Below are 25,291 nucleotides of genomic sequence, written 5' to 3'. Positions count from 1 at the left end.
ATCGCTTCATACGGGCTTTCTTCCAAGTCCTGAATAACCGAAGCGAGCTCTTCCACCGTCGGCCGGGCGAAGATGTCCTGTAACGGCACCTGAACACCGAACTCTTTGGCGATGCGGGAGACGAGAGCCGTCGCTTTTAACGAATGGCCGCCCCGCTCAAAAAAGTGATCCCGGATGCCGACGGGGCCGTTTTTCAGCACCTCTTCCCAAAGGGCGCAAAGCTTCATTTCCGTGACGTTCCGCGGGGCGGTGTACGCCTGTCTGTCTGCCGCTCCGCCGGGAGCCGGCAGCGCGCGGCGGTCAAGTTTTCCGCTCGGCGTGACCGGCCATTCGCTCATCTCTATAAACTGAGCCGGCATCATGTAGGCCGGAAGGCGTGTCGCAAGCTCCGCCCGCACGTCATCGCTTTCCCGTCCTTCGATATAGGCGTAAAGCGCGGTTTCGCCGTGTTCGGTCCGGGCGGTGACCGCCGCCTCACGAATGCCGTCGATGCGCCGGATCGCCGCTTCGATTTCTCCCGGTTCAATCCGGTAGCCGCGGACTTTCACCTGTCCGTCTGAACGTCCGAGCCATTCGACTAGGCCGTCTTCTGTCCAGCGTGCGATATCGCCCGTCTGATACATGCGCTCTCCCGGATAAAACGGATCATCGAGAAAACGCTCCTCCGTCAGCTCGGGCCGGTTCAGATAGCCCCGGGCCACCCCTGTCCCCGCGATGTACAGCTCTCCTGCCACGCCCGCAGGCTGGATGGTTCCTCCGCTATCTAATACATACAGACGGGCACCAGGAACGGGTTTACCAATCGGAAGCCGCGTCCGTCCGCTGTCCCGTTTTCGGTCACAGACGTAAAACGCCGCATCAACCGTTGCTTCTGTCGGCCCATAGCCGTGAATGAGCATGGTCTCCGGCAGAAGATCGGCAAACCGGGCAGCCGTAAGCGGGGAAAGAGCTTCCCCTCCGGCAAACACGCGTGTCAAGGTTCTGCCGAGGCGTGTTCTTGTTTCCGCAGGCTCTGTTTCCAGCGCGTCTAAAAAGCTGTTGACCATCGCCGGAATAAAATGCGCGGTCGTCACCTTTTCTGAGGCAAACGCTTCAATCATCCGCACAGGATCTTTCTCCCATCCGGCCGGAAGCAGATACACGGACGCGCCGGACATCGTCCACCAAAACAATTGCCAGATGGAAGCGTCGAAAGAAAAGGATGATTTCAGCACGATAATATCCTCTTCCGTCAATGAGAACTGCCCTTGCATCCCTGATAAAAAGGCGGCGGCCTGACGGTGTTCAACAGCCACTCCCTTCGGTGTTCCCGTCGAACCGGACGTATAAATGATATAAGCGAGCGAATCGCTATCCGCTTCTTCAGAAACAGCCCCTGTCTCCGTCTCGCCTGTCAGAGCAGAAAGAGACACTTCAAGCGTCTCGCCGGAAAAACCGGAAACGGATAACCCCGGCTGTGCAAGCAGGAGACAAGCGCCGCAGTCATCGAGCATATAACGCAGCCTGTCCTCAGGATACTCCGGGTCAAGCGGCACGTAGGCGCCGCCCGCTTTTAACACGGCAAGCACTGAAACCACCATCTCCGGCGAGCGTTCAGCGAGTACGCCGACCATGCTTCCTTTGCGGATGCCTTTTTGGCGGAGCCGAGCGGCGAGCCTGTCCGTGTACTGATCAAGCTCGGCGTACGTCAGCATGCCGCCCGGAAAACGGAGCGCCGGACGATGCGGCGAAAGCGCGGCACGGCGGGTGAACAGCCCGTGAAGCGTCGGAGCCGGCGGTTCAACCGCTTCTGTACGGTTAAACGAAGATAACACCCGTTTCTTTTCTTTTTCATCCGCCATATCAATATGCCGAATCAGCCGGTCTGGATTTCTAACGGCATTTTCAACGATCGTCAGCAAATGAGTTTGAATACGTTTAATCGATTTTTCAGTAAATAAAGCGGATTGGTAATCAAAATTCAGCTCAATCAATCCCGTATCTGTCCGCTCCTTAATTAAAATGGAGAGCTCGTTTGCAGTATGTCCGCTGAAAAACATGGCCGTTTCATAATCGAAACCGTCTGCCTTACGCCACTCAAGCGGCTGATACTGCATCGAAATACCGATGATATTTTGCAGGTCATGATGAGTCTGCCTTAATTCATTCACAAAAAGATTGTAAGGATATTTCTGGTGCCGCATAACAGACAGCTGCTCTTTTCCTACGCTGCGGACAAAGGACAGGAACTCTGCATCAGGATCTGCCGTCATTCTGATCGGCAGTGTGCTGACGAACATGCCGAGCATATCCTTTTCGAGCCTGGAGCCCCGGTTTCCGTAATAAGTGCCGATGGCAATATCCTTTTTAGCCGTCAGACGGCTGATGCATATGTATAACGAAGCCATAAACAGAGAGATGATGCTGATATTATTTTCTTTGCAAAAAAGCCGGATAGATTGTTCTAAGGAGTGAGAAAGAGTGATTGTATCTCTGGAAGCCGCAGTGCTTTGTCTAAGATGAGAGGTTCGTTCCGCCAGTGAAAGGTGTTCCGGAACGGTTCGGTATGTTTCAGTCCAAAATGAACGGTCTTTTTGAAAACGGGAAGACTGTAAGTATTGCTGTTCTTTTTCCATGTAGCTGAGATAGGAAGGTCTGTGGTGTTCAGTTAAATCCTCGCTCCGCATGATCTTTTGGTAGATATCAATGAGCTGGTTGCCGAGCAGGTTGAGCGAGATGCCGTCCATGATAATATGGTGAAATTTTGAATAAAGCCAAACTTCTTCGTCTGACATGACAAGCAGAGTAAATTGATACAGAGGTGAATGAAACAGCTTGAACGGAACACGGGTCTGCGTGTCAATCCATGCGTCCCGCTCTGCCTGATCAGTATGAGTAAAATCAACAGTCTCTAGAGAAATCGGCCGATGCCCCGCCAGATAAAGCTGGGGTTCTGATCCGTCCCCTTCTGTCAGTTGAAATCTGAGCGAATCATTTTGCGAGATAGAAAAATCTAAAGCATGGCGCAGTACGTCAAAATCGATGTCCCCCCTGAATTTGACGCATGCCGCGAGATTGCAGATACTTGTGCCCGGTTCGAGCAGCTCCGTAAACCACACTCTTCTTTGTGCGTGAGTTAAAGAATAAACAGTGTTCTCCAATGGAATCCCTCCGCTTCAATTTAAGAGGATAAGAAAGTGAAATAATTACAATTAAATTTCGACAGCATATGACTTAATCATCCATATAAGCATTATTTTAAAACATATTTTAGAAATCACAATAAAAAATTAAATTTTCTCTAACATTTTTTAGAATATAGTATATATTCCTCACTTCACTTCTTCATTTCTATAATCTTTATACCATGTAAAACGGTATGTATGCATACTATAAACTGGTTCTTAAACACTATAATAAGGAATAAAATGTATAATTAATTGCGCTTTTAAAAAGGTTTTCCTCCCGAAAAGAAGTTTTATGTTAAAAAATGAATAACCGGTGAACATGTAAGAAAGCGGTATGTAAAAAAAAGGAAGGGTATTGCCGATATTACTTTTTGAAAAGATTGATTCATAATCGCAATATAATGTTTTACAGACATCAAAAAAAGCCGAATCCTATAAGGATTCGGCCCTTCTTATTGATTTGCCAGCACGACTGCGATTTTGTCTTCAATGTCTTTTCCGTCATCTTCGTCAAGCAGCCCGTTTTGAAGCACGGAAAAAATAAGCGTATCTCCTGTTTTTGTGTCTGCATAGCCGGCAATCGAACTGACTGATGTTAGTGATCCGGTTTTCGCTTTAATTTTGCCTTCTGCCGGAGTATTCTTCAGCCGGTTCCGAAGGGTTCCTCCCGTCATTCTGTCGCTTGCACCGGCGACAGGGAGCGAACGAAGGAAAGCCGGGTACCACTTTTCTTTCTGAACCGCATACAAAAGCTCTCCGATTTGGCCGGCGGATACGCCGTTAATATGAGAAACGCCGGATCCGTCTCTTGCAATCAATTCATCCGGATTCAGCCCGAACGATTTGAGCTCCGATTTCATCACGTCCAAGCCCTTTTCCCAGCTGCCCTCCCCTTTTTTCACTTTTCCCATTTCCTTGATCAGAATTTCGGCGTGCCCGTTGTTGCTCAGTTTCATAAACGGGATCAATAATTCTGAAAGAGGCATGGATGTCCGTGATGTGACGAGCTGGGTGCGGTGCGGCATTCGCCCTGTTCTGATTTTCCCTTTTACAGTTATACCCTGTTTAGTAAGCGCTTGTTTCCATAAATCTAAAGCATAGGACGACGGATCCCACACTGCCGCCCATTCTCTTGCCTTTGCCGAGCCGGCAGGTATGGTTCCCTTTATCGTAATCACATTGCCGCCGTGCTCCCGTTCAACCGTCAATTCTTTCGCTTCATCAGAAGCGACGGTTTTCACTTCATTTTTCACACGAACGACGTCCGTATGGGGGGAAATCGAAATGCGCGGCTTTTTACCGGGCTGTTTTGCCGGGCTGATTTCCGCAATCACCGTTCCGGTATCATAATCCTCATTTGGGGAAGCGGTAAGAGCTGATACTTGCGCGCCATAATATTGGCCTTCATCACTCCACGGAAGATCAACTGAATACCTGGTATCGTCATACCACGAATCATCCCCGATCAGATCTCCTTTAATGACATGGATGCCTCTGGCTTTGACCTGTTTAGCCATCTTCTCAAAATCAGAAGCCAATAGGGTCGGATCGCCTTTTCCCCTGAGATAAAGGTTTCCGCGCAGCTGTTTTCCTTTCACGGCGCCGTCTGCCCGTACTTCTGTCTTAAAGGTGTAATCTTCTCCGAGAACGGAAAGCGCCGCAGATGCCGTCAGCAGCTTCATCAGTGATGCAGGCCTCAGCCGCATATCTTCCCGGCTGCCGAACAGCACCTCCCCTGTTTTTGCTGACCGGACACTGACGCCCGCTGAAACTCCCTTTAAAGCAGGTTCTTCATCCAGAATGTGTTCCAGCTCTTTTTGCAAAGTATTTTTTTGTTCAGCCGCCTTAGCCGCCTCATCAATATAAGGAACTGCGGCAATGACCAAAAGCAGAATCACCGCGCACAAGCGTTTCACATATGTTTTCAATGTTATCCCGCCTCTTTCCTATTCTTCGTCATGCAAAATGGTGATCCTGGATGACGCAGCCGCTTCTTCGCCCGGTTTCAGAATCTGAAGCCCTGTCAGTGATGCAGGCTGATTCAGATTAAATGCATCTGTAACGGAAGTATAAGGCTCAAGACTGACAAACCCCTGCTTGCCGTCACCGTTATATACCACCCAATGCTTGAAAGACGTGTCTGCTTGATACAAAACGGATAATTGCTCATCCGGATGATAAATAACAGCTTCATTATTGCCGCCATTCCGTCCGGAAGAAAGAAAAACATCGTCAAACTGTTTATTTTTCAAAGACATCCCATGACGGAACGCTTCTTTATCAGGAACATCCAATAAACGGCCCGTCGGCACGAAACGTTCATTTAATTCCCACATGCGGTCAGCCGTCAAAAATAGACGGGATCGCTCTTCATTGAAAACAAAAGTTGAATGATAGCCGAGCCCCCAAGGAAAAGCCTCCGTTCCCTTGTTGATAATCAGCGCCCGCTGCGTAAACACATTGTCTTTTAATGTATAGATCATCCGGACAACGACATCGTGCGGAAATTGTTTATGAACACGGGGAATCTTTGAAAGATCAATTTCTGTTTCGACTTTCATTCCATCCCCCTCTTCTTTCGCTGCCGTCGCTTTCCAATGCTGATTGTGAAGAAAGCCGTGAATATGATTATGTTTATCCTCTTCGTTTATCTCAAATTGATACGCGCGGCCGTCAAAACGAAACGTCCCATCCGTAATCCGGTTCGGCGGGAATAAAACGGGAATGCCGTACAGCATCGGTTTTTTGCGGAATTGCTCCGCAGTTTCCGGTTCTCTCAGAAGCCGCATACCGGTTCTTTTATCCCGAAGCGATATGACATTTGATCCCCACTCCGGCACAATGATGCATTCAGCCTGATCAGTCTCCGCTTTTATGGCTGAAGCCCCTAAATAAGTCGTATGTTCAATCGTCATAAGCACCTGCCCTTTCCTTGTTTTCTAGCATGTATAGGAATTCCATTTTCTAAACTCATTTTCCTTCTCTAAAAAAAACATCGCCCGTATGAACTGAGCGATGTGCGGTAAAACCTTATTGAATCAGCCGGGTAATCTGTTTTTTCTTCCATACAAACCGGTAATATCCGTATTGCAGCAGCAGGCTGACGACAAAAGCCGCCGGATAACCGACCCAAATGCCGAGAATGCCGAGATTCGTATAATGAGAAAGAATAAAGGCCACAGGCACTTCAATTCCCCAAATCGCAAAAATGCTGATAATCGTCGGCCATAACACCGTACCGCTCGCCCGCATCGTCGCTGAAACGATTTGAGCGTGCCCGAAAATCAAATAGCTCCAAAGGGTAATCATAATCAGATTGCGGGCAATGTGGAGTGTGTCCTGATCTGTTAAAAACAAAGCAAGTATCTGCCGGGAGAAGGTGTAAATCAGCACAATCAAAACCCCGCCGATCAAATAATTCAGGCCGATGCCGACTTTGATGACCTGTTTCAGCCGGCCGAATTGATTGGCGCCAATGGATTGGGCGGCAAAAATGGAAACGGCGATACCGAGGCTTACCGCCGGCATCTGCACATAACTCGCCACTTGGTTGACGACCCCGTAAGCAGCCGTCGCGTTTGATCCGTAATGATTGACAAATGAAATGACCGCAATTTCAGAAAGTGACACGAGAATCATATTGATGCTCGACGGAATACCGAGACGGAGTAAAAGCGCGAGCAGCTTTTTGTCCATTTTAAGAGAACGGAGCGCAGTCCGGTCAAATGCCAATGGATGTTTCCTTTTCCGCAAATAAACCATGAGTACGATAAATGTCACGATGTTTGAAATCACGGTTGCATACGCCGAACCGTAAATGCCGAACTTCGGAAGTCCGAAAAGCCCGAGAATCAATAAGGGCAAGAGCCCGATGTTTATGACTGTACTGACGATTAACGTATAAAACGGAGTCTTTGAATCTCCCGTTCCGCGTAAAAATGTCGTATACGCAAAATATAAAAACATCAGCGGCATTGCGCAAAACAAAATGCGCGCATATCGGACACTGACATCTATTACGTTTTCCGGCGTTCCCATCAGCCGCAGAATATCAAGCGTAAACACACTGCCGACAACTGCCAGGACAACACCGAGCATAAAGGTAAAAGTCAGTGTAGTGCCGACAATCGCCTTCATCCTCTCTTCGTTTTTCGCGCCGTAAGCCTGCCCGATCAGAATGGAACTTCCCGAACCGATTCCGATCGTAAAGGAGATCAGCAGAAAAAACAGCGGAAAAAAAGACGATACAGCGGCAAGCGCATCGACTCCGAGCCACCTTCCGACAAATACCATTCCGACCAATTGGCCGACAGATTGCAATACATTGCTTAAAAGCAGCGGCACTAAAAACAGTGACATCGATCGCCAGACTGACTGGCCGCGGCCTTCCGCTGTTTCTAAATGATCTTGTACTTCCATATGTAGGACTCCTTTTTTGATTTTCTTCCATTTTATTATTCAGCAGACAGCTTGTAAAAACCTTTTGTTCAATGAAACTCTTTATCTTTTTCTCACGTCTTACATGGAAATAAACCATAAAAATAAAAAGTCCGGAAAATATTTCTGAAAAGGTATTGTAATCTTACCGTAATTATTGTAACATTTGTAACATAAGAGAAAGAGATTGATTGAAGGAGAGATTATATCATGAAAAAATGGCTATTATTCCTCACTACTATTACATTGATTCTATCATTGGGCACTGCTGCGACCGCAAAAAATGCACCTAATGACCTTACACAAAAACAAGCACTTCAGCTGGCCCTGTCAGCGAGAGAACATTTCTGGAATACAATGAGCGGCGGTGCGCTTACATCAAACGCAAATTGCACATCTGAACCGTTTGAATATCAAAATCTGCAATATGTATTTATGTGCAAAGACCTCGGAACAAAAGCGAAAGCCGTAAAATATCTGACACCCGCTTTTACAAAGCAAGCGATTGACAAAGGGCTCAAAGATTACCACTTCACTGTAAAAGACGGCAAATTGGCTGTTCCGGTCGGCGACGGAGATAACCTCCTGAATTGGAAAAAAGCAAAAATGACCCTTCTTTCTAAAAAAGGAAGCGTCCAAACATACCGCTTCACTGTACCGACTCTTGACGGTTCTCCGTCAGCAAAACGCGATGTAACATTCGTAAAAGAAAACAACGTTTGGAAAGTCAATCAATTTGATGCTGTCATATAAGAAAAAGCCCGCTTGCTTACAGCGGGCTTTTTTCACATCATTTCCATCAGGTTTTCACAAAATATCCAACTCAAAACCCCCTTGTATAACAAGGGGGTTTTTGTTTTACCGACATTATTAATCTGCGCCTATCTTATACAAAAAACGCTCTAGGAGAGATTCGAACTCCCGACCTGCAGTTTAGGAAACTGCTGCACTATCCGCTGTGCTACTAGAGCCTGCTTCTATTATAGTAACGCTGGCGGCCGTTTTTTTCAAGTCTACAGCCCTCCGAACACTTTATAGGCGGCTCTCGTCGTATCTTCATCTATTCCGATATAACGCATTGTAATAGACGGAGAAGAATGATTCAAAATCCTCTGCAGTTCAGCAATGTCTTTTGTCCTCTGATAAAAATGATACCCGAACGTCTTTCTAAGCGTATGCGTCCCGATTTCCTCCAACCCGCAAGCGGCAGCCGCTTCCTTTAATATTCTGTATGCCTGAATCCGGGATATGGGCTTATTCGTCCGTTTCGATTTAAACAAATAGTCATCCTCTTTCATGTCTTTTGTATAAGCGTATATGTCGGCCTTTAAAGACTCCAGTATCAGAATTTTTCTTTTCTTTCTCGTTTTGCTTTCGGTTGCCCACACATGATCTTTGTTCCTGACATCCCTCACGCGAAGCGGCAGAACATCTGAAATCCGCAGTGCGCTGTTCATGCCGAAAATAAATAAAAAATAATCACGATCACTTTTTTGCATTAAATACTCTTTGACTTCCTGGATCTTCTCCAAACTTCGGATCGGCTGTACGATATGCATCAAAAAACCCCTTATAATTGGTAAAGTAACATATTGAGCATTATGTTACTATTATAGCCGAAACCCGTTGAATGATAAAGGATAAAGGGTCTTATGTAACATAATATACATAGTGTTACATAAGGGGAATCAGATACGCAGTTTCAACAAATTCCTCAAAAACATCATTTTCAGCCCGGTGACAAGCTTTTAAACAAATAGAGGCCCAAGGCATTAAAAAATGAAAACAACATCCTTAAAAAGAAATCTGAGCATCCGTTTTTTTGTGAGCAACCGAAAAAAATGCAAAAAAAAGACACAATATGAAATTGTGTCCTAGTCTTCATCTTTTACATCAATGTCTTCAGGAAGCGGCTCATTTAAAAACTCTTGAATCATTTCCTTATATTTTTCCAACTGCTCGAGATGGGTTTGAAATTGTTCCTTGTTGATTAAATATTGCTGTCCGTCATGGACGGCCCTTATTTTATTCGTCAAAACAAGATTGTGCACATATTCTTCAGGAAGACTGGTAAACTCCGCTGTCTCTTTGATCGTTAAATACATGGCTCACGTTCCTTTCATATGTCATGTGAGTGAATTCTGTTTTGTTCATTGTAGCTTATTTTTTGTCTTTATGCTTGTTTCACAGCTTTTTCAGTCCGGTTTCCCATTTAGCCTATTTGCGACTGATTACATTCACACAGAAACTCCGGCTTTTTGCGCACCGGACTATTCCGTTTGTCACTTGTGAAAACAGCACATTTTACTTACTCTATAATTGTAAGCGGAAAACAAAGGAGGCAGACTATGAAAAAGAAAAAGTTTATGAATCTCTGTTTTATCGTTCTGCTCAGTACGTTGCTCGCGGCCGGAAGCATCCCTTATCACGCTCAGGCTAAGAAACACCCGTTTTCCTATGACGACTACAAACAGGTAGATGTCGGCAAAGACGGCATGGTTGCCACCGCCCACCCTCTCGCTTCACAAATCGGTGCCGACGTGCTGAAAAAAGGCGGCAATGCAATTGACGCCGCGGTTGCCATTCAATTCGCATTAAACGTAACTGAACCTATGATGTCAGGAATCGGCGGCGGCGGATTTATGATGGTTTATGATGCGAAGACGAAAGACACCACCATTATCGACAGCCGAGAACGCGCACCGGCAGGCGCAACACCGGATATGTTCCTTGACGAAAACGGCAAAGCCATCCCTTTCTCCGAACGCGTTACGAAAGGGACTGCAGTCGGTGTTCCGGGAACATTAAAAGGACTTGAAAAAGCGCTCGACAAATGGGGCACACGCTCCATGAAACAACTCATCACCCCTTCCATTAAACTTGCCTCAAAAGGCTTTCCGATCGATTCGGTTTTAGCTGATGCCATCTCAGATTATAAAGACAAATTATCACACACTGCTGCAAAAGACGTGTTTCTTCCGGACGGAGAACCTCTGAAAGAAGGAGACACACTCATCCAAAAAGACTTAGCCAAAACATTTACAGCTATTAAGTACAAAGGCACAAAAGCATTCTATGACGGAGCATTCTCCAAAAAGCTTGCGGAAACAGTGCAGGAATTCGGCGGCTCAATGACAGAAAAAGATATTAAAAACTTCAATGTGACGATTGACGAACCGATCTGGGGAGATTACCAGGGCTATCATATCGCAACTGCTCCTCCTCCAAGCTCGGGCGGTGTTTTCCTGTTGCAAATGCTGAACCTTCTGGATGATTTTAAGCTTTCTCAATATGATATCCGTTCTTGGCAAAAATATCAGCTTCTCGCAGAAACGATGCATTTGGCTTATGCTGACCGCGCCGCATTTGCCGGGGATCCAGAATTCGTCAACGTCCCTCTCAAAGGCCTCTTGAATCCAGATTATATCAATGCCCGCAGACAGCTGATAGATATTGATAAAGTCAATAAAAAACCGAAAGCCGGCGACCCTTGGGCCTATCAGGAAGGTTCTGCAAACTATAAACAAGTGGAGCAGCCGACTGACAAACAAGAAGGCCAAACGACTCACTTCACGGTAACTGATCGCTTCGGCAATGTCGTATCTTATACGACAACGATTGAACAGCTGTTCGGTTCCGGCATTATGGTTCCCGGATACGGCGTTGTGTTGAATAATGAGTTAACAGACTTCGATGCGGTGCCTGGCGGTGCAAATGAAGTGCAGCCGAATAAACGTCCGCTCAGCAGCATGACTCCGACTATTTTATTCAAAAATAACGAACCTGTCCTGACTGTCGGCTCCCCCGGCGGAGCAACGATTATTTCTTCCGTCCTGCAAACGATCCTGAACAAAGTTGAGTACGGCATGGATCTGAAAGCGGCGGTCGAAGAGCCGAGAATTTACACAAACAGCATGACATCCTATCGATATGAAAAAGGAGTGCCGGAAGAAGCCCGCACAAAACTGAACGAAATGGGGCATAAATTCGGCAGCAGCCCGGTTGATATCGGGAATGTGCAAAGCATCCTGATCGACCGTGAAAACGGCACCTTCACCGGAGTTGCCGACTCAAGCCGAAACGGAGCCGCAATCGGCGTAAACTTGAAAAAATGTGAAAAATGACAAGACAAAAAGCCTCGTTTCTCAAGCTGAGAAATGAGGCTTTTGTTTATTCTGCACTGTATTCAGATGAGGTTTTTTCAGACGTTAATGACGCAAGCGAAAGCACGCCGCACATCGCGATGACAACACCCGCTGATCCGATCCATGTCACTGACGCAAGAGACAGATGGGTGACAACAATGCCCCCGATGCCCGCTCCGGCTGCCATAGCCAGCTGCATGACAGACTGGTTGAGGCCAAGTAATACACCCGATGATTCAGGCTCCATCGTTGCCAAATGATACTGCTGAGCAGGCCCAGATGACCAGGCGGCGAAGGACCAAAAAATAAGCACTGCCGCCGCTCCGAAAGCAGAATGTGTGACAAACGGCAATAACATGAGCATGATAGCATGAAGCGCCATTCCGCCGGTTAATGTCATACGCGCCCCCCATTTGTCTGCGCTGAAACCGCCTGCTTTAGAACCGGCAAGACTTGCAACACCGAAAATAAGCAGCAATGTACTCAGTATTCCGCTTCCGATATGAGTAACGTTCAGTAAATACGGAGAAAGGTACGTATACGCAACCGAATAGCCTCCGAGCCAAAAAAACGTAATGGCCAGCCCGACAGCCACCTTTCGTTTCTTCAAAAGAGAAAATTGCTGAATGAGCGGCACCGGTTTATCTCCTTTTATCTCAGGCAACGCGAAACGTATAATAAGCATGGCAATGATTCCGATTGCCGCAATTCCGGCAAAAACCACCTTCCAGCCAAAAGCTTCAGACACGGTTCTTCCGATCGGAACACCGATAATGAGCGCCGCCGTAAACCCCATAATGACGGTTGCGAGAGAACTTGCCTGTTTTCCCGGGGGAGCGATTTTTGCTGCGATCGTAAGCGCGGTGACCACCACAGTTCCTGCTCCAAGCGCCATGATCACCCGCGCTCCCGCAAATAAGCCGAATCCCTGCACAAGGAAAGAAATGATATTCCCGATAACAAACAGCCCCAGAGCATAGATCATGAGCTTCCTTCTGTCCAGTTTTGCTGTAAGGGCCATCATGACAGGCGTTCCGATTGCATAAACAAGTGAAAAAATCGTAATCAGCTGCCCTGCCGCTGCCACAGTAACTCCCAAGGAACCTGCAATTTTATCAAGCATCCCTGATATCACATATTCAGACGTCCCCACTAAAAAACTGATAATTGCCAAAATGTAAATCTTCCAGGTATTTTGCACCTGACACACTCCTTCATTGATGATTTATATAAAGATATATTGTGATATATCGATATAAAGAGTTGAAAAACAGAAACAAATCGCAATATGTCGATGTGTAGTCGGAAAAAGAAACTGAATCCCTCTTCTAAAGGATTCAGCCCTACATTTCGCGCTGAAAATAATCGGCCATCGCCTTTATCGCTTCTTCATCTCTTTTATAATAGGTGTATTTGCCAATCCGTTTTGTTTGGATAAGGCCCGCCCGCTGAAGGATGGAAAGATATTGAGACGCCGTTGACTGTGTCATCTGAAGCTTATCGGTGATCTGGCTGACACACACTCCGATCTCATTCATATCAATGCCATCATGCGGGGCGAAGTGACGGTCCGGCTCTTTCAGCCATTGTAAAATCTCAAGCCGTGACTCATTAGACAACGCTTTAAAAACATCAATAGGTTTCATACGCTTTATTATATCGTGATTTTACGATATGTCAATGTTGTTTTTGTTAAATCTCTATTTTTTGTTTTGCCTCTCTTATGATCCGGGAAATAAAATCACTCACATTCTCTTCAAATGTGTCTTCCCGCCCGTATTGCCTTACATGTACAGATTGATGGCGGCACTCTCGATCTCCCACAACAGCAATATACGGGATTTTTTTCATTTGTGCTTCTCTGATTTTATAGCCGAGTTTTTCATCGCGCTGATCAAGCTCAGCCCGGATACCCGCTTTCTTTTGAGAAAAACCAGAACGAAAAAAATTGGCGTACACAGCTGTCCTGTTTTCTCATCTTCCGTTCGGTAAAGTTTTTAATCCATTCAGAAGTTCTTCAAACGCCGATGTCAAAAATAAATCACTCCGGTAGATAAATGATATATTCATATCCCGAAACTGTTCAGGGAGCTCATGAAGAAAAAGATTTTTCCTGTTTTGAAAATAACGGACGGCTGATGCAGGCAGAAAGGAAACCCCCATCCCCGCTTGCACCGCCCCAATAATGGCTTCCAACGTACCGAATTCAATGATTTTATGTGCGGGCACTGCTTCTTCTTTCAGTATGTTTTTTATTTTGCGGCGGTGCGAACAGCCCGCGGCAAAATACAGAATCGGATCTCGCAACAAGTCTTGCAAACTGCCTTCCCGCTTATTTGAGACCAAGACCAATTCTTCTTGAAATACAGCGACTTGCTCAAGATCTTCGTATTCGACCGGTCCATAAACAAAAGCGCCGTCCAGCTCATAGTGTAAGACGTGCTGCACTAAGGTATGTGTATCACCGGTTGACAGAGACAGCTGTACTTTCGGGTAGCGGCTGCAATACTCTGTGAAAAATTGAGGGAGATGGACGGCTGCCGCCGTTTCAAGAGAACCGATTCGAAGCGGACCGTTCGGATCGCCTGCCTCTTGCACCGTTTTTTGCGCCTCATGCAGCAATTGAAGGATTCTGTCTGCGTCTTTCAATAAGTTTTCACCTGCGGGCGTCAGCGTCATCCCCCGATTTGTGCGGTAAAAAAGCTGTGTTTGCAATTGCCGTTCCAGCTGCTGAATCCGGTTTGTCACATTTGATTGAACATAATGCAGGCTTTCTGCCGCCTTTGAAATACTTCCTTTGCGGGCGACAGCCTGAAAAATCTTTAAGTCTCCGCTTTCCATGTAAGGACACCTTCTTGCTATGATTTTTATTGATAGCCGGCTATCAATTTTCATTTATTTACTGCAGCTGCTACAGCCTGTAAAATCTTTCTCATCAATCATAAAGGAGAGAAGAATGATGAATGCCCTTATCATACACGAAAATGGCTTTGATTTCAGGCAGGTACCTGACAAAAGGCCGGGAAACGGCGAAGTAAAAATAAAGCTGAAAACAGCCGGATTAAACCATCGTGATTTGTTTTTAATGAAAAAACACGAAACCGGAAACCATGAATTTACTCTCGGTTCAGACGGCGCGGGAATCGTAACCGAAATAGGACACGGCGTCCGGTCTCATTTACTGCATGCAGAAGTCATTATCAACCCGGTGCTGAATTGGAAGACTGTTGGGGACGTACCGGCCGTCCCTGATATTTTAGGCGGTCCGAGCGACGGAACCTTTTCACCTTATGTCATCGTTCCTGCGGAAAATGCCGTTTTAAAACCCGAACACCTGACATGGGAGGAAGCGGGCGTGCTGCCGTTATCAGCATTAACCGCTTATCGCGCCTTATTTACAAAAGGACAATTAAAAAAAGGCGAACACCTTATCCTTCCGGGCATCGGAAGCGGCGTGGCAACATACACCTTATTAATGGCAAAAGCTATCGGAGCGACAGTCAGCGTCACCTCCCGCAGTGAAAACAAAAAACAAACCGCACTGTCATACGGTGCAGACCGGGCGATTGACAGCTACGGTGACTGGAATGAGGCGCTGAATGGCGAAAAAGCAGATATCATACTTGACGGTGTAGGCCCCGCCTTGTTTCAACACTATCTTGACATTATGAAACCGAATGGCCGGATCGTAACATTTGGCGCCAGTTCAGGCGATCAGCTCGGATTTCCTATTCGCTCGCTGTTTTTTCCGCAGATTCATATTCTCGGTACATCAATGGGAAGCAATGAGGAATTCGCGGATATGCTGGAATTGGTAAACCGCTGCGGCATCCGCCCCATTATCGACCGCATGTACCCTCTCAGTGAAGCAGCTGCCGCTTTTAACAGAATGCGGGAAGGACGGCAGTTCGGCAATATCGGCTTTCGTTTGGATGTCTAAAAAAGAGGAGCGGACCCGTCCGTTTCCTTATTTGTTTATAAGCGTTTCCGCTTGAAATTCAATATGTTTTTCTTCATCAATTAAAATCTGCCCGCAAATCGACTGCAGACACACAGAGCCCGTCAGCAGCACCGTGATCGACTGCTCAAGGCTTGCAAATCGTCTCAGTCTCCGGAAGAAAACAATCTCTCCACTCTGTAAAACAAAATTCCATATGTTATCTTCCACGTTACCCTTCTATGACCAATACAGGAAGAAGGAGGTTTCATTTCAATACGAAAAACCGGCTGATCCCAGCCGGTTTTATAAATAAACCCCTTTATTTACGGTAAAACAGTGCTCCCCATTAAATAACTGTCGACTTCGCGCGCTGCTTCCCGGCCTTCATTAATCGCCCATACAATCAGGCTTTGGCCCCTTCTCGCATCCCCTGCGGCGAAAACACCGTCAACATTCGTTTTATAATCCCCATATGCCGCCTGAATTTTATGATTTGCCGAATCGACACCGAACTGTTTCAATAATGGCTGTTCTGTCCCTTCAAAACCGATGGCGATGAACACCAGCTGAGCAGGCCAGACTTTTTCTGTTCCGGGCAGTTCATGAAATTCATACTTTCCGAATTCGTTTCTAACTTTTTCCATTTGAATGGTGTGAATCTCTTGTAAGCGGCCCTGCTTATCGGCCACCATTTTTGTCGTCTGAATTGAATATTCTCTCGGGTCTTTGCCGAACTTTGCCTGCGCTTCTTCATAGGCGTATTCAAGGGTAAAGACGTGAGGCTGTTCAGGCCACATATTGTCGTTCGTGCGCGTTTGAGGAAGTTTAGGATGTTTCCCGAACTGGTGCACGCTGCGCGCTTTTTGGCGCAGCGCGGTTGCCACGCAGTCAGCTCCTGTGTCTCCTCCGCCGATTACGATGACGTCTTTCCCTTTAGCGTCTATATATTGTTTGTCTTTGAAGTTGGAATCTAAATAGCTTTTCGTCGCCAGTGTTAAATAGTCCATCGCATAATGGACGCCTTTTGCTTCCCGGCCTTCAATCAGCAGATTGCGCTGCTTTTGGGCGCCTGTGCACAAAATGACGGCATCAAATTGATCTTTCAGCTCATCTGCCGTTATGTCAACGCCGATTTCGGTATTTGTTACAAAATCTATACCTTCCTGCGTCAAAAGTTTAATACGGCGTTCGACGACATTTTTCTCAAGCTTCATGCTCGGAATGCCGTACATCAGCAGACCGCCGGCTCTGTCAGCACGCTCATAGACCGTTACGGAATGACCGGCTTGGTTCAGCTGATCAGCGCTTGCCAGACCTGCCGGGCCTGAACCGACGACAGCGACTTTTTTACCTGTGCGTTTCGCTGGAATTCTCGGCTGAATCCATCCATTTTCAAAACCTTTGTCAATGATCGTCCGCTCGATGTTTTTAATTGAAACAGCCGGATCTGAAATAGCCAGCGTACAAGATCCTTCACAAGGAGCGGGACAGACCCGCCCTGTGAATTCAGGAAAGTTATTCGTTTTCAGAAGGCGCTCCAAGGCTTCTTTCCAGCGCCCCCGATAGACGAGGTCATTCCACTCCGGTATCAGATTATAAATCGGGCATCCGGAGGTAAAACCGTTGATATCAGCGCCGATTTGGCAAAACGGTGTGCCGCAATCCATACACCGCGCCCCCTGCCGCTTTGACGCTTCATCTGAAAACGGAGCCGAATACTCTTTCCAATCCTTTAAGCGAGTGAGAGGGTCCCGCTCAGCCGGTTTTTCTCGTTTTTCTTCCATGAATCCAGTTGGTTTCCCCATGTTCCTCTCCCCTTTCTTACTGTACTACCGCTTGTTTTTGATCTTTGGCAGGCGTTTGGAGGACCTTTGTATTGGCTTCAAAAGCATACATAATTGCGTCTTCTTCTGATAAACCCGCCGCTTTTTGTTCTTCGATGCTGAGGAGCATTTGTTTATAGTTTTTCGGAATGACTTTGATAAAGGTTTCTGCGGCTTTTTCCCAATTGTCCAGGAGATCTGCGGCTTTTTTGCTGTTTGTCAGCGCCGCATGCCGTTTGACCATTTCTTGCACTTCTTTGATCTCCGCCTCATCCGTCAGCTTTTCAAATGAAATCATTTCCATGTTGCATTTGCGTTTAAATGCTTTGGAATCATCACTCAGGACGTATGCGATACCGCCTGACATTCCCGCCCCGAAGTTTTTGCCGACTTCGCCGAGGACGACAACCCGGCCGCCTGTCATGTATTCACAGCCGTGGTCTCCGATACCTTCTACAACGACATTGACTCCGCTGTTACGGACTGCAAAACGTTCACCGGCGCGCCCGTTAATGTACGCTTCCCCGCTTGTTGCCCCGTAAAATGCGACGTTCCCGATAATAACGTTATCGTGCGTTTCACAATTGAAGGCATCAGGCGCTTTCACGATGATTTTTCCGCCCGAAAGCCCTTTGCCTACGTAGTCATTTGAATCCCCGTTCAAATGAAGCGTCATCCCTTTAGGGACAAATGCTCCGAAACTCTGTCCGGCTGATCCGGTAAAATGAAGTCTGATCGTATCATCCGGCAGGCCTTCCGCTCCGTAGCGTTTAGAAATTTCACTTCCCGTCACGGTTCCGGCTACGCGATTTGTATTATTGATCTTGATTTCAGCTTCCGCTTCCTGACCGGCTTCAATTGCAGCCTGCACCGCCGGAAGAATAACCGTCATATCAAGCGACTCGTCGATTTTATGGTTTTGCGCCGTACGGAAAGTGCGTACGCCTTCAGGCTGGTACAGCAGTGTGGATAAATCAAGCTGGCCCGCTTTCCAATGCGCTTTCGCACGTTCACTGACATGAAGAACGTCTGTCCGTCCGATCATTTCATCAAGCGTCTTAAAGCCTAACTGCGCCATATATTCACGCACTTCTTCTGCGACAAACAGCATGTAATTTACGATATGGTCAGGATCGCCCATGAATTTTTTGCGAAGCTCCGGGTTTTGCGTCGCGACACCTACAGGACATGTATCTAAATGGCAGGCGCGCATCATGACGCAGCCGAGAACGACAAGCGGCGCTGTAGCAAAGCCGAATTCCTCCGCACCGAGCAAGGCGGCCATTACGACATCCCGGCCTGTCATCAGCTTACCGTCCGTTTCCAATACCACGCGATCCCGTAAACCGTTCAGCATCAGCGTTTGGTGAGCTTCTGCAAGACCAAGCTCCCACGGAAGACCCGTATGTTTAATACTTGTTTTCGGCGACGCGCCCGTTCCGCCGTCGTAGCCGCTGATGACGATGACATCCGCAGTGCCTTTTGCCACACCGGCCGCAATCGTGCCGACACCAGCTTTTGACACGAGCTTGACGCTGATACGCGCGCTTCGATTCGCATTTTTCAAATCATGGATCAGCTGCGCCAAATCTTCAATTGAATAAATATCATGGTGAGGAGGCGGTGAGATCAGCCCTACACCTGGTGTAGAACCGCGGACATCCGCGACCCAAGGATATACTTTGTTGCCCGGAAGCTGACCGCCTTCTCCCGGCTTCGCCCCTTGCGCCATTTTGATCTGCAATTCATCCGCATTGACGAGATAATGGCTCTTTACGCCGAAACGGCCGGAAGCAATCTGTTTAATCGCACTTCTTCTGTCGTCGCCATTTTCATCCGGAACGAAACGTTTCGGGTCCTCGCCGCCTTCTCCGCTGTTGCTTTTTCCGCCAAGCCTGTTCATCGCTATCGCTAAAGCCTCATGGGCTTCCTTGCTTAATGAACCGAATGACATCGCTCCTGTTTTAAAACGTTTCACGATGGACGCAGCTGATTCAACTTCCTCTAATTTTAAAGGCTTGCGGTCTTCTTTGAAGGCGAACAGATTGCGTAAAAATCCGATTCGTTCTTCATCCGCTGCATGAGAATACTGCTTAAACAGGCTGTAATCATTTTTGCGGCAGGCCCATTGCAGCGTATGGATGGTTTTCGGGTTGAAAGCGTGGTGCTCTCCCCCGTTCCGCCATTGGAATTCACTTCCCGGATCAAGAGTTTGGCTGTAATCATCCTTGTACGCCGCTTGATGGCGCTGTTTCGCTTCTTGCGCAATCGTTTCGATATCGATTCCGCCAAGCTGAGATGCAGTACCGGTAAAGTATTTGGCAATAACGTCTTCACCGATGCCGACCGCTTCAAAAATTTGGGCGCCCCTGTAACTTTGCACAGTTGAAATCCCCATTTTTGACATCACTTTCACGACGCCTTCTGTTACGCTCTTTCCGTATTTGCTGACAGCTTCTTCATACGGAATATCAAGCCGGCCTTCATCGATTTCCTGCTTATACGTAGCGTAAGTCAAATACGGATTGACAGCATCGGCACCATACCCGATGAGAGCCGCAAAGTGATGAACTTCACGCGCTTCCCCGGATTCAACGATAATGCTTGCTTTTGTTCGCAGTCCTTGGCGGATCAAATGCTGATGCAGCGCACTGACGGCCAAAAGCGGCGGAATCGGCGTCAACTCTTTACTCATTGCCCTGTCAGATAAAATTAACAGAGATACGCCTTCCTTGATCGCTTTTTCCGCCTGCTGAAACAAATCCTTCAGGCCTTTTTCTAGGTCATCGGAAAACAGCGTACGGATGTTCTGGCTCTTAATGTCAGGATGCACAAGTGTTTTCAGCGCATAAAACTGTTCGTTTGATAATACAGGAGTATACAATTTTATGCGGCGTGCATTTCTTTCACTCGGATGCAGCAGATCGCCTTCAGCTCCGAGCCAGGTCACCGTAGAAGTTACCAGCTGCTCGCGGATCGCGTCAATCGGCGGGTTTGTGACTTGCGCAAACAGCTGTTTAAAGTAATGAAACAGTGATTGGGCGCGGTCGGATAAAACGGCGAGCGGCGAATCATTTCCCATAGAGCCGAGCGGGTCCTTGCCTTCTTTAATAACAGGGATTAAATATTTCTGAATATCTTCATACGTATAGCCAAACGCTTTTTGACGGACGAGAAGATCATCGAATTGTTCCTCTTCCCGGATTTCCGGGTCAGGATTCACTTGAACCAATTCTTCTTCAAGCCATTTTTGATAAGGGAATTCATTGGCAATTTCTGTTTTCACTTCTTCATCTGAAATAATCCGGCCTTCTTCTAAGTCAATGAGCAGCATTTTTCCGGGCTCCAGACGTTTTTTATGAAGAATATTCTCCTGCTCTACTTCAATAACGCCGACCTCAGATGAGAAAATAATATGGTCATCTTTTGTCACATAGTAACGTGCCGGACGCAGGCCGTTACGGTCAAGGATGGCGCCGATCTGTTTTCCGTCCGTAAACGAAATGGCGGTCGGCCCGTCCCACGGCTCCATTAAAGAGCTGTGATATTCATAAAAAGCCCGTTTCGCTTTAGACATGTGAGTGTTTTCCGTCCATGGTTCCGGAATCAGCATCATTGCCGTATGTGCCGGTTTCCGCCCTGCCATCACGAAAAATTCAAACGCATTATCAAGAATGGATGAGTCACTGCCCTCAGCATTTAAAATCGGCAGCACTTTGTGAAGATCGTCTCCGAAGCTTTCTGAAACGAACTGCTGCTCCCTCGCTCTCATCCAATTGATGTTGCCCCGGAGCGTATTGATTTCTCCGTTATGAATCAGATAGCGGTTCGGATGAGCACGTTCCCAGGTTGGAAAGGTATTTGTGCTGAACCTTGAATGCACAAGTGAGAATGCAGATACGAAGGTTTCATCCTGCAAATCCAAATAAAATGCGTCAACCTGCTCAGGCGTTAACAAACCTTTATAAACAATAGTCTGGCTTGACAGGCTTGCGAAGTAAAAATCAAGCTGTTCTTGAACGCCCCAATTTTCCGCCTGCTTCCGGATGACATACAGTTTGCGTTCAAAAGCAAGGCTGTCTTTCAAATCGTTTGCGGCGCCGATGAATACTTGACGCACATACGGGCAAGTGCTTTGTGCCACTGTTCCGATTTTTCCGACATTTACAGGGACGGTTCTCCAGCCGAGAACGATCTGTCCTTCCCGCTCAATGAATGCATTCACCTGTTTTTCAATCTTTTTTCTTTCCTCTTCATTTTGCGAGAAAAAGACCATTCCTACCCCGTAACGGCCTTTTTCCGGCAGTCTCATTTCTCCGCACTCTTTCTTAAAAAAAGCATCAGGGATCTGAACCATCAGGCCGGCGCCGTCACCCGTATTCGGATCACTGCCCTGTCCTCCTCTGTGATCCAGCTGGCAAAGCATCTTCAGTCCTTTTTTGACAATGTCATGTGAAGGTTTCCCTTTTAAATGGGCATACAAGCCGATTCCGCATGCATCGTGCTCAAATTCCGGACGGTAGAGACCTTGTGCTTTCGGCATTTGATTGTAAGTCATAATTCCTCTCCCCCGATCAGTTTCCGTTAATTATCGGTCATAAAATCTGACAACTTTAAATTAATTGTAAGTTTTCAAAACAATATAAACAATATATAATTTAGATCAAATACATCTCAAAATGAGATAGATAGGTGTGAACGCAATGGAATTACGCCAGCTTCGGTATTTTATGGAGGTAGCAGAACGGGAACATGTGTCAGAAGCGGCTGATCATCTGCATGTCGCACAATCCGCCATCAGCAGGCAGATTGCAAATCTTGAAGAAGAGCTGCAAGTCACTTTATTTGAACGGGAAGGCAGAAATATTAAATTAACGCCGATCGGCAAACAATTTTTAGAACATATTAAAACGGCGATGAAAGCAATTGATTACGCGAAAGAACAAATTGATGAATATCTTGATCCGAATCGCGGAACCGTCAAAATAGGATTTCCGACGAGCCTTGCAAGCCAGCTTTTGCCGACGGTGATTTCGGCGTTTAAAGAGGAATACCCGAACGTTGAGTTTTTGCTCCGCCAGGGGTCTTATAAGTTTTTAATTGAAGCCGTAAGAAACAGGGATATAGATGCTGCGCTGCTCGGCCCCGTTCCGACGGAATTCCCCGACATAACAGGCAATATCTTATTCACGGAAAAGATTTACGCGCTTGTTCCGCTGCACCATCCGCTTGCCAAACAGAAAAATATTCATTTAATTGATCTGCGCGGCGACCAATTTGTTTTATTTCCTGAAGGGTTTATTCTCCGTAACATGGCGATTGACGCTTGCAGACAGGCCGGCTTTGCGCCGCTTGTATCGACGGAAGGCGAGGATTTAGATGCCATTAAAGGATTAGTCTCCGCGGGGATGGGAGTTACTTTATTACCTGAAAGCACCTTTGGAGAAACCACCCCTCGGTTCACGGTCAAAATTCCGATTGAATTTCCTCAAGTGAAGCGCACCGTAGGCATTATTAAACCAAAAGGAAGGGAACTGGCTCCGTCTGCAAATGATTTCTATCATTTTGTCATTCAATTTTTCTCCAAACTTGAACAATATCAATAAAAAACAAACCCGAGCTTCAAAACGAAGCCTCGGGCTTTTTCATATTTTTATAGATCTTTCTCAGCCGATCGGAATGGATAGTTCAACGTGGCAGACAAACGCTTCCGGATCAATGACTGATTGATCGGTCTGTTTGGGCGGCGTTTCTTTAAATGTCTTCAGCTGGGCTGAGGAATAGTTGACGATGCCGAGTCCGAGCTCTTCTCCCTGCTGATCAAGCAGCCTGACAACCGCTCCGCTGCTGAATCTGCCCTTAATCTGCTCGATGTCCTGCGGTGACAGCTCCATATTTCCGTTCGCGACATCGCGGCTGCTTTCTTTTTCCATCACAATTTCGCCTTCGGGGCCGGAATTAAATGCAAGCCATTGTTCTTTGTGGTTTAACGGCAGGGTTCCTTCCGCTTCAAAATAAGTTCCTTCAGCCGCCTCATCTACCGCTTGAAGCAGAATGTCCGGAATGTTAGCCTGCCCGAGAAAGCCTTTAATACCGGAGGCCATCACAATTTTAAAAGCATCCAGTTTCGAACGCATTCCGCCGGTTCCCATTTCACTCCCGGCATCTCCCGCGCTTGCTTCTATTTCCGGAGTGATGTCACTAACATGACTGATTCTTTTCGCTTTCGGGTTGCTGCGCGGATTATCATCATATAAACCGTCAATGTCTGATAAAATCACAAGCATGTCGGCATCAATTAAACCTGCCACCTTCGCTGCGAGTGTATCGTTATCTCCGAATTTCAGCCGGTTGACTGTGACCGTGTCATTTTCATTAATAATCGGAATAATGCCCCGTTCCAAAAGGACGTTCATCGTATTGCGCACATTATGGTAGCGGCATTCATCGGAAAAGTCGCTTCTTGTAATTAAAATTTGTGATGCGACATAACCGTGCGCTAAAAACAGCTTTGAATAAGCCTCCATTAATAATCCCTGCCCGATGGAAGCAGAAGCCTGTTTTTCAGGGAGGCTTTCCGGTTTCTGAATAAATCCGAGCTTCCGATAACCTGCCGCCACTGCGCCGGAAGATACTAAAATCATTTCATAGCCGCTGTCTTTCAGCTGTGCGATTTGATCCACCAATGCTTCCAGCTTTCTTCTGCTGATTTCCCCGTGCAGGCTCGTCAGTGAGCTGCTGCCGATTTTCACCGCGACTCTTTTGATCTTCGTCCGAGACGTCACTGTATCACTCCTGTTTTTTAACGATTATAGTGCTGCCGTTTTTTCAATTGTTTTGCTGATCTCAATAGAACGTTCAGTCGCGTGTTTGATGGCTTTGGCAATGGCTTCTCCGCCGCCTTCTGACCTGAGCGCATCGAGGCCGGCTTCCGTCGTGCCGTTTGGAGAGGTGATGTTTTCCCGAAGCACATCCGGTTTTTCACCCGTTTCCATCAGCATTTTAGCGGCGCCCAATAACGTTTGCGCGCCGATTTTGCGGGACAGCCGTTTGTCTAAGCCGGCTTCTTCACCTGCTTTTTCAATAAACTCCATTAAATAATAAAAGTACGCCGGTCCGCTGCCTGCGATGCCGGTGAAAATGTCCATCTGATCTTCCTTGATCACGTACACTTCCCCGAGGCATTCCAAAAGGGATACCGCGGTTTTTGCTGAACCGTAAGAGACATGGTCTCCGAAAGCCGCAGCTGTTGCCGATTCGCCGATCATGCTGGATGTGTTCGGCATCACTCTTACAACCGGCTGATTATCATGTAATGACTGTTGTATAAATGAGGTTGTTATGCCTGCCAGAACAGACAGGATGATTTGATGAGGTTGAATACGCCGTTTCAGCGCAGCCAGAGCGATTTCAGCATCCTTCGGCTTCATGGCTAAAATAAAGACATCAATGTCTTCGGTTTTCATGCTGTCAAAAGCAATGCCCTGAATACCGTATTGATGTTCCAATTCAGCGAGTCGCTCTGTATTGCGGCGGTTTGTCACGCAGATGTTTTGGTTGGGAATTTTTTTTGCGCGGACCATGCCTGATATCATTCCTTCAGCCATTGATCCTGCTCCGATAAAAGCAACTTTCTTTTGATCTAAGATCGGTAACATCTCCCTTGTTCGTATTTTGTTCGTATTTTTCACACGTTTTTTATGTTACCACTTCAGGAGTCGATGTCAAGTTTGAAGGTTTTATTGATATGTATTGTTCCGAGCCTGTTATTATGTATAA

18 protein-coding genes, 1 tRNA gene and 1 pseudogene are annotated in these 25,291 nt (G+C 46.9%); 4 read left to right on the top strand and 16 right to left on the bottom strand.

Annotation, left to right across the window (positions count from 1 at the left end; all coding sequences use genetic code 11):
- The 4 genes from AC1RRX_RS12980 to AC1RRX_RS12965 form a co-directional block, all read right to left on the bottom strand.
- The coding region (locus AC1RRX_RS12980) for a non-ribosomal peptide synthetase (RefSeq protein WP_492870924.1) at positions 1-3,140 on the bottom strand (3,140 nt) is incomplete at its 3' end.
- A 479-nt stretch (positions 3,141-3,619) separates the two neighbouring features.
- Positions 3,620-5,095: a D-alanyl-D-alanine carboxypeptidase/D-alanyl-D-alanine endopeptidase gene (gene dacB / locus AC1RRX_RS12975; protein ID WP_144464386.1), complete on the bottom strand. Its 1,476-nt coding sequence runs from the start codon at positions 5,093-5,095 to the stop codon at positions 3,620-3,622.
- Positions 5,096-5,113: 18 nt separating this feature from the next.
- Positions 5,114-6,082 (bottom strand): aldose 1-epimerase, encoded by a 969-nt coding sequence (locus AC1RRX_RS12970; protein ID WP_144464389.1) that lies wholly within the window; start codon positions 6,080-6,082, stop codon positions 5,114-5,116.
- Between the two features lie 115 nt (positions 6,083-6,197).
- A complete protein-coding gene (locus AC1RRX_RS12965) occupies positions 6,198-7,586 on the bottom strand; it encodes an MATE family efflux transporter (protein ID WP_007407362.1) in 1,389 nt (462 codons plus the stop codon).
- A gap of 228 nt (positions 7,587-7,814) precedes the next feature.
- Here AC1RRX_RS12965 and AC1RRX_RS12960 point away from each other — a divergent pair, with 228 nt between their 5' ends.
- Positions 7,815-8,357: a DL-endopeptidase inhibitor IseA gene (locus AC1RRX_RS12960; RefSeq protein WP_053104023.1), complete on the top strand. Its 543-nt coding sequence runs from the start codon at positions 7,815-7,817 to the stop codon at positions 8,355-8,357.
- Positions 8,358-8,502: 145 nt separating this feature from the next.
- On the opposite strand, the gene AC1RRX_RS12955 is transcribed toward AC1RRX_RS12960, so the two are convergent.
- From AC1RRX_RS12955 to AC1RRX_RS12945, 3 genes are all read right to left on the bottom strand, one after another.
- Positions 8,503-8,575: transfer RNA gene (locus AC1RRX_RS12955), tRNA-Arg, on the bottom strand.
- A 42-nt stretch (positions 8,576-8,617) separates the two neighbouring features.
- Positions 8,618-9,163, bottom strand: a complete 546-nt coding sequence (locus AC1RRX_RS12950; RefSeq protein ID WP_007407359.1) for a site-specific integrase — start codon at positions 9,161-9,163, stop codon at positions 8,618-8,620.
- A gap of 315 nt (positions 9,164-9,478) precedes the next feature.
- Entirely contained in the window at positions 9,479-9,709 is a 231-nt protein-coding gene (locus AC1RRX_RS12945; protein ID WP_003153848.1) for an excisionase family DNA-binding protein, read from the bottom strand.
- A 243-nt stretch (positions 9,710-9,952) separates the two neighbouring features.
- Between AC1RRX_RS12945 and ggt the strand changes: the two genes are divergently transcribed.
- Positions 9,953-11,728 (top strand): gamma-glutamyltransferase, encoded by a 1,776-nt coding sequence (gene ggt / locus AC1RRX_RS12940; RefSeq protein ID WP_007407357.1) that lies wholly within the window; start codon positions 9,953-9,955, stop codon positions 11,726-11,728.
- 46 nt (positions 11,729-11,774) lie between these two features.
- Here ggt and AC1RRX_RS12935 read toward each other — a convergent pair whose 3' ends face one another.
- From AC1RRX_RS12935 to AC1RRX_RS12920, 4 genes and pseudogenes are all read right to left on the bottom strand, one after another.
- Entirely contained in the window at positions 11,775-12,950 is a 1,176-nt protein-coding gene (locus tag AC1RRX_RS12935; protein WP_007407356.1) for an MFS transporter, read from the bottom strand.
- A gap of 142 nt (positions 12,951-13,092) precedes the next feature.
- On the bottom strand, positions 13,093-13,395 hold the full coding sequence (locus AC1RRX_RS12930) for an ArsR/SmtB family transcription factor (RefSeq protein WP_007407355.1): 303 nt from the start codon (positions 13,393-13,395) through the stop codon (positions 13,093-13,095).
- 46 nt (positions 13,396-13,441) lie between these two features.
- Positions 13,442-13,672, bottom strand: a pseudogene (locus tag AC1RRX_RS12925) (His/Gly/Thr/Pro-type tRNA ligase C-terminal domain-containing protein); the annotation flags it as partial.
- 51 nt (positions 13,673-13,723) lie between these two features.
- Positions 13,724-14,590: a LysR family transcriptional regulator gene (locus AC1RRX_RS12920; protein WP_061046699.1), complete on the bottom strand. Its 867-nt coding sequence runs from the start codon at positions 14,588-14,590 to the stop codon at positions 13,724-13,726.
- A 118-nt stretch (positions 14,591-14,708) separates the two neighbouring features.
- Here AC1RRX_RS12920 and AC1RRX_RS12915 point away from each other — a divergent pair, with 118 nt between their 5' ends.
- Positions 14,709-15,689, top strand: coding sequence for a zinc-binding dehydrogenase (locus AC1RRX_RS12915; protein WP_144464391.1), 981 nt, complete (start codon positions 14,709-14,711; stop codon positions 15,687-15,689).
- 27 nt (positions 15,690-15,716) lie between these two features.
- On the opposite strand, the gene AC1RRX_RS12910 is transcribed toward AC1RRX_RS12915, so the two are convergent.
- The 3 genes from AC1RRX_RS12910 to gltB form a co-directional block, all read right to left on the bottom strand.
- Positions 15,717-15,917, bottom strand: coding sequence for a hypothetical protein (locus tag AC1RRX_RS12910; RefSeq protein WP_047935787.1), 201 nt, complete (start codon positions 15,915-15,917; stop codon positions 15,717-15,719).
- A gap of 95 nt (positions 15,918-16,012) precedes the next feature.
- Positions 16,013-17,494 (bottom strand): glutamate synthase small subunit, encoded by a 1,482-nt coding sequence (gene gltD / locus AC1RRX_RS12905; RefSeq protein ID WP_014418084.1) that lies wholly within the window; start codon positions 17,492-17,494, stop codon positions 16,013-16,015.
- A 16-nt stretch (positions 17,495-17,510) separates the two neighbouring features.
- The gene (gene gltB / locus AC1RRX_RS12900; protein WP_144464393.1) at positions 17,511-22,070 is read right to left on the bottom strand and encodes a glutamate synthase large subunit; all 4,560 of its coding nucleotides are present in this window, start codon (positions 22,068-22,070) and stop codon (positions 17,511-17,513) included.
- A gap of 145 nt (positions 22,071-22,215) precedes the next feature.
- Here gltB and gltC point away from each other — a divergent pair, with 145 nt between their 5' ends.
- The gene (gltC, locus tag AC1RRX_RS12895; protein WP_007407347.1) at positions 22,216-23,118 is read left to right on the top strand and encodes a glutamate biosynthesis transcriptional regulator GltC; all 903 of its coding nucleotides are present in this window, start codon (positions 22,216-22,218) and stop codon (positions 23,116-23,118) included.
- 60 nt (positions 23,119-23,178) lie between these two features.
- Here the strand turns inward: gltC and proB are convergent, their stop codons facing one another.
- Both proB and proC read right to left on the bottom strand, forming a co-directional pair.
- On the bottom strand, positions 23,179-24,297 hold the full coding sequence (gene proB / locus AC1RRX_RS12890) for a glutamate 5-kinase (RefSeq protein ID WP_020955919.1): 1,119 nt from the start codon (positions 24,295-24,297) through the stop codon (positions 23,179-23,181).
- 24 nt (positions 24,298-24,321) lie between these two features.
- Positions 24,322-25,170, bottom strand: coding sequence for a pyrroline-5-carboxylate reductase (proC, locus tag AC1RRX_RS12885; RefSeq protein WP_007407345.1), 849 nt, complete (start codon positions 25,168-25,170; stop codon positions 24,322-24,324).
- Positions 25,171-25,291: the final 121 nt, after the last annotated feature.

It is taken from the genome of Bacillus sp. GW821-FHT11D08 (assembly GCF_058808515.1).
Note: the sequence above shows the minus strand (reverse complement) of the source record. Positions and strands in the feature narration are given on the sequence as shown.

What these genes read in the sequence shown, in the direction of transcription:
- AC1RRX_RS12970 (WP_144464389.1), bottom strand. Translation starts at nt 6,082, where the DNA reads ATGACGATTGAACATACGACTTATTTAGGGGCTTCAGCCATAAAAGCG.
- AC1RRX_RS12965 (WP_007407362.1), bottom strand. Translation starts at nt 7,586, where the DNA reads ATGGAAGTACAAGATCATTTAGAAACAGCGGAAGGCCGCGGCCAGTCA.
- AC1RRX_RS12960 (WP_053104023.1), top strand. Translation starts at nt 7,815, where the DNA reads ATGAAAAAATGGCTATTATTCCTCACTACTATTACATTGATTCTATCA.
- AC1RRX_RS12950 (WP_007407359.1), bottom strand. Translation starts at nt 9,163, where the DNA reads ATGCATATCGTACAGCCGATCCGAAGTTTGGAGAAGATCCAGGAAGTC.
- AC1RRX_RS12945 (WP_003153848.1), bottom strand. Translation starts at nt 9,709, where the DNA reads ATGTATTTAACGATCAAAGAGACAGCGGAGTTTACCAGTCTTCCTGAA.
- ggt (WP_007407357.1), top strand. Translation starts at nt 9,953, where the DNA reads ATGAAAAAGAAAAAGTTTATGAATCTCTGTTTTATCGTTCTGCTCAGT.
- AC1RRX_RS12930 (WP_007407355.1), bottom strand. Translation starts at nt 13,395, where the DNA reads ATGAAACCTATTGATGTTTTTAAAGCGTTGTCTAATGAGTCACGGCTT.
- AC1RRX_RS12920 (WP_061046699.1), bottom strand. Translation starts at nt 14,590, where the DNA reads ATGGAAAGCGGAGACTTAAAGATTTTTCAGGCTGTCGCCCGCAAAGGA.
- AC1RRX_RS12915 (WP_144464391.1), top strand. Translation starts at nt 14,709, where the DNA reads ATGAATGCCCTTATCATACACGAAAATGGCTTTGATTTCAGGCAGGTA.
- gltD (WP_014418084.1), bottom strand. Translation starts at nt 17,494, where the DNA reads ATGGGGAAACCAACTGGATTCATGGAAGAAAAACGAGAAAAACCGGCT.
- gltB (WP_144464393.1), bottom strand. Translation starts at nt 22,070, where the DNA reads ATGACTTACAATCAAATGCCGAAAGCACAAGGTCTCTACCGTCCGGAA.
- gltC (WP_007407347.1), top strand. Translation starts at nt 22,216, where the DNA reads ATGGAATTACGCCAGCTTCGGTATTTTATGGAGGTAGCAGAACGGGAA.
- proC (WP_007407345.1), bottom strand. Translation starts at nt 25,170, where the DNA reads ATGTTACCGATCTTAGATCAAAAGAAAGTTGCTTTTATCGGAGCAGGA.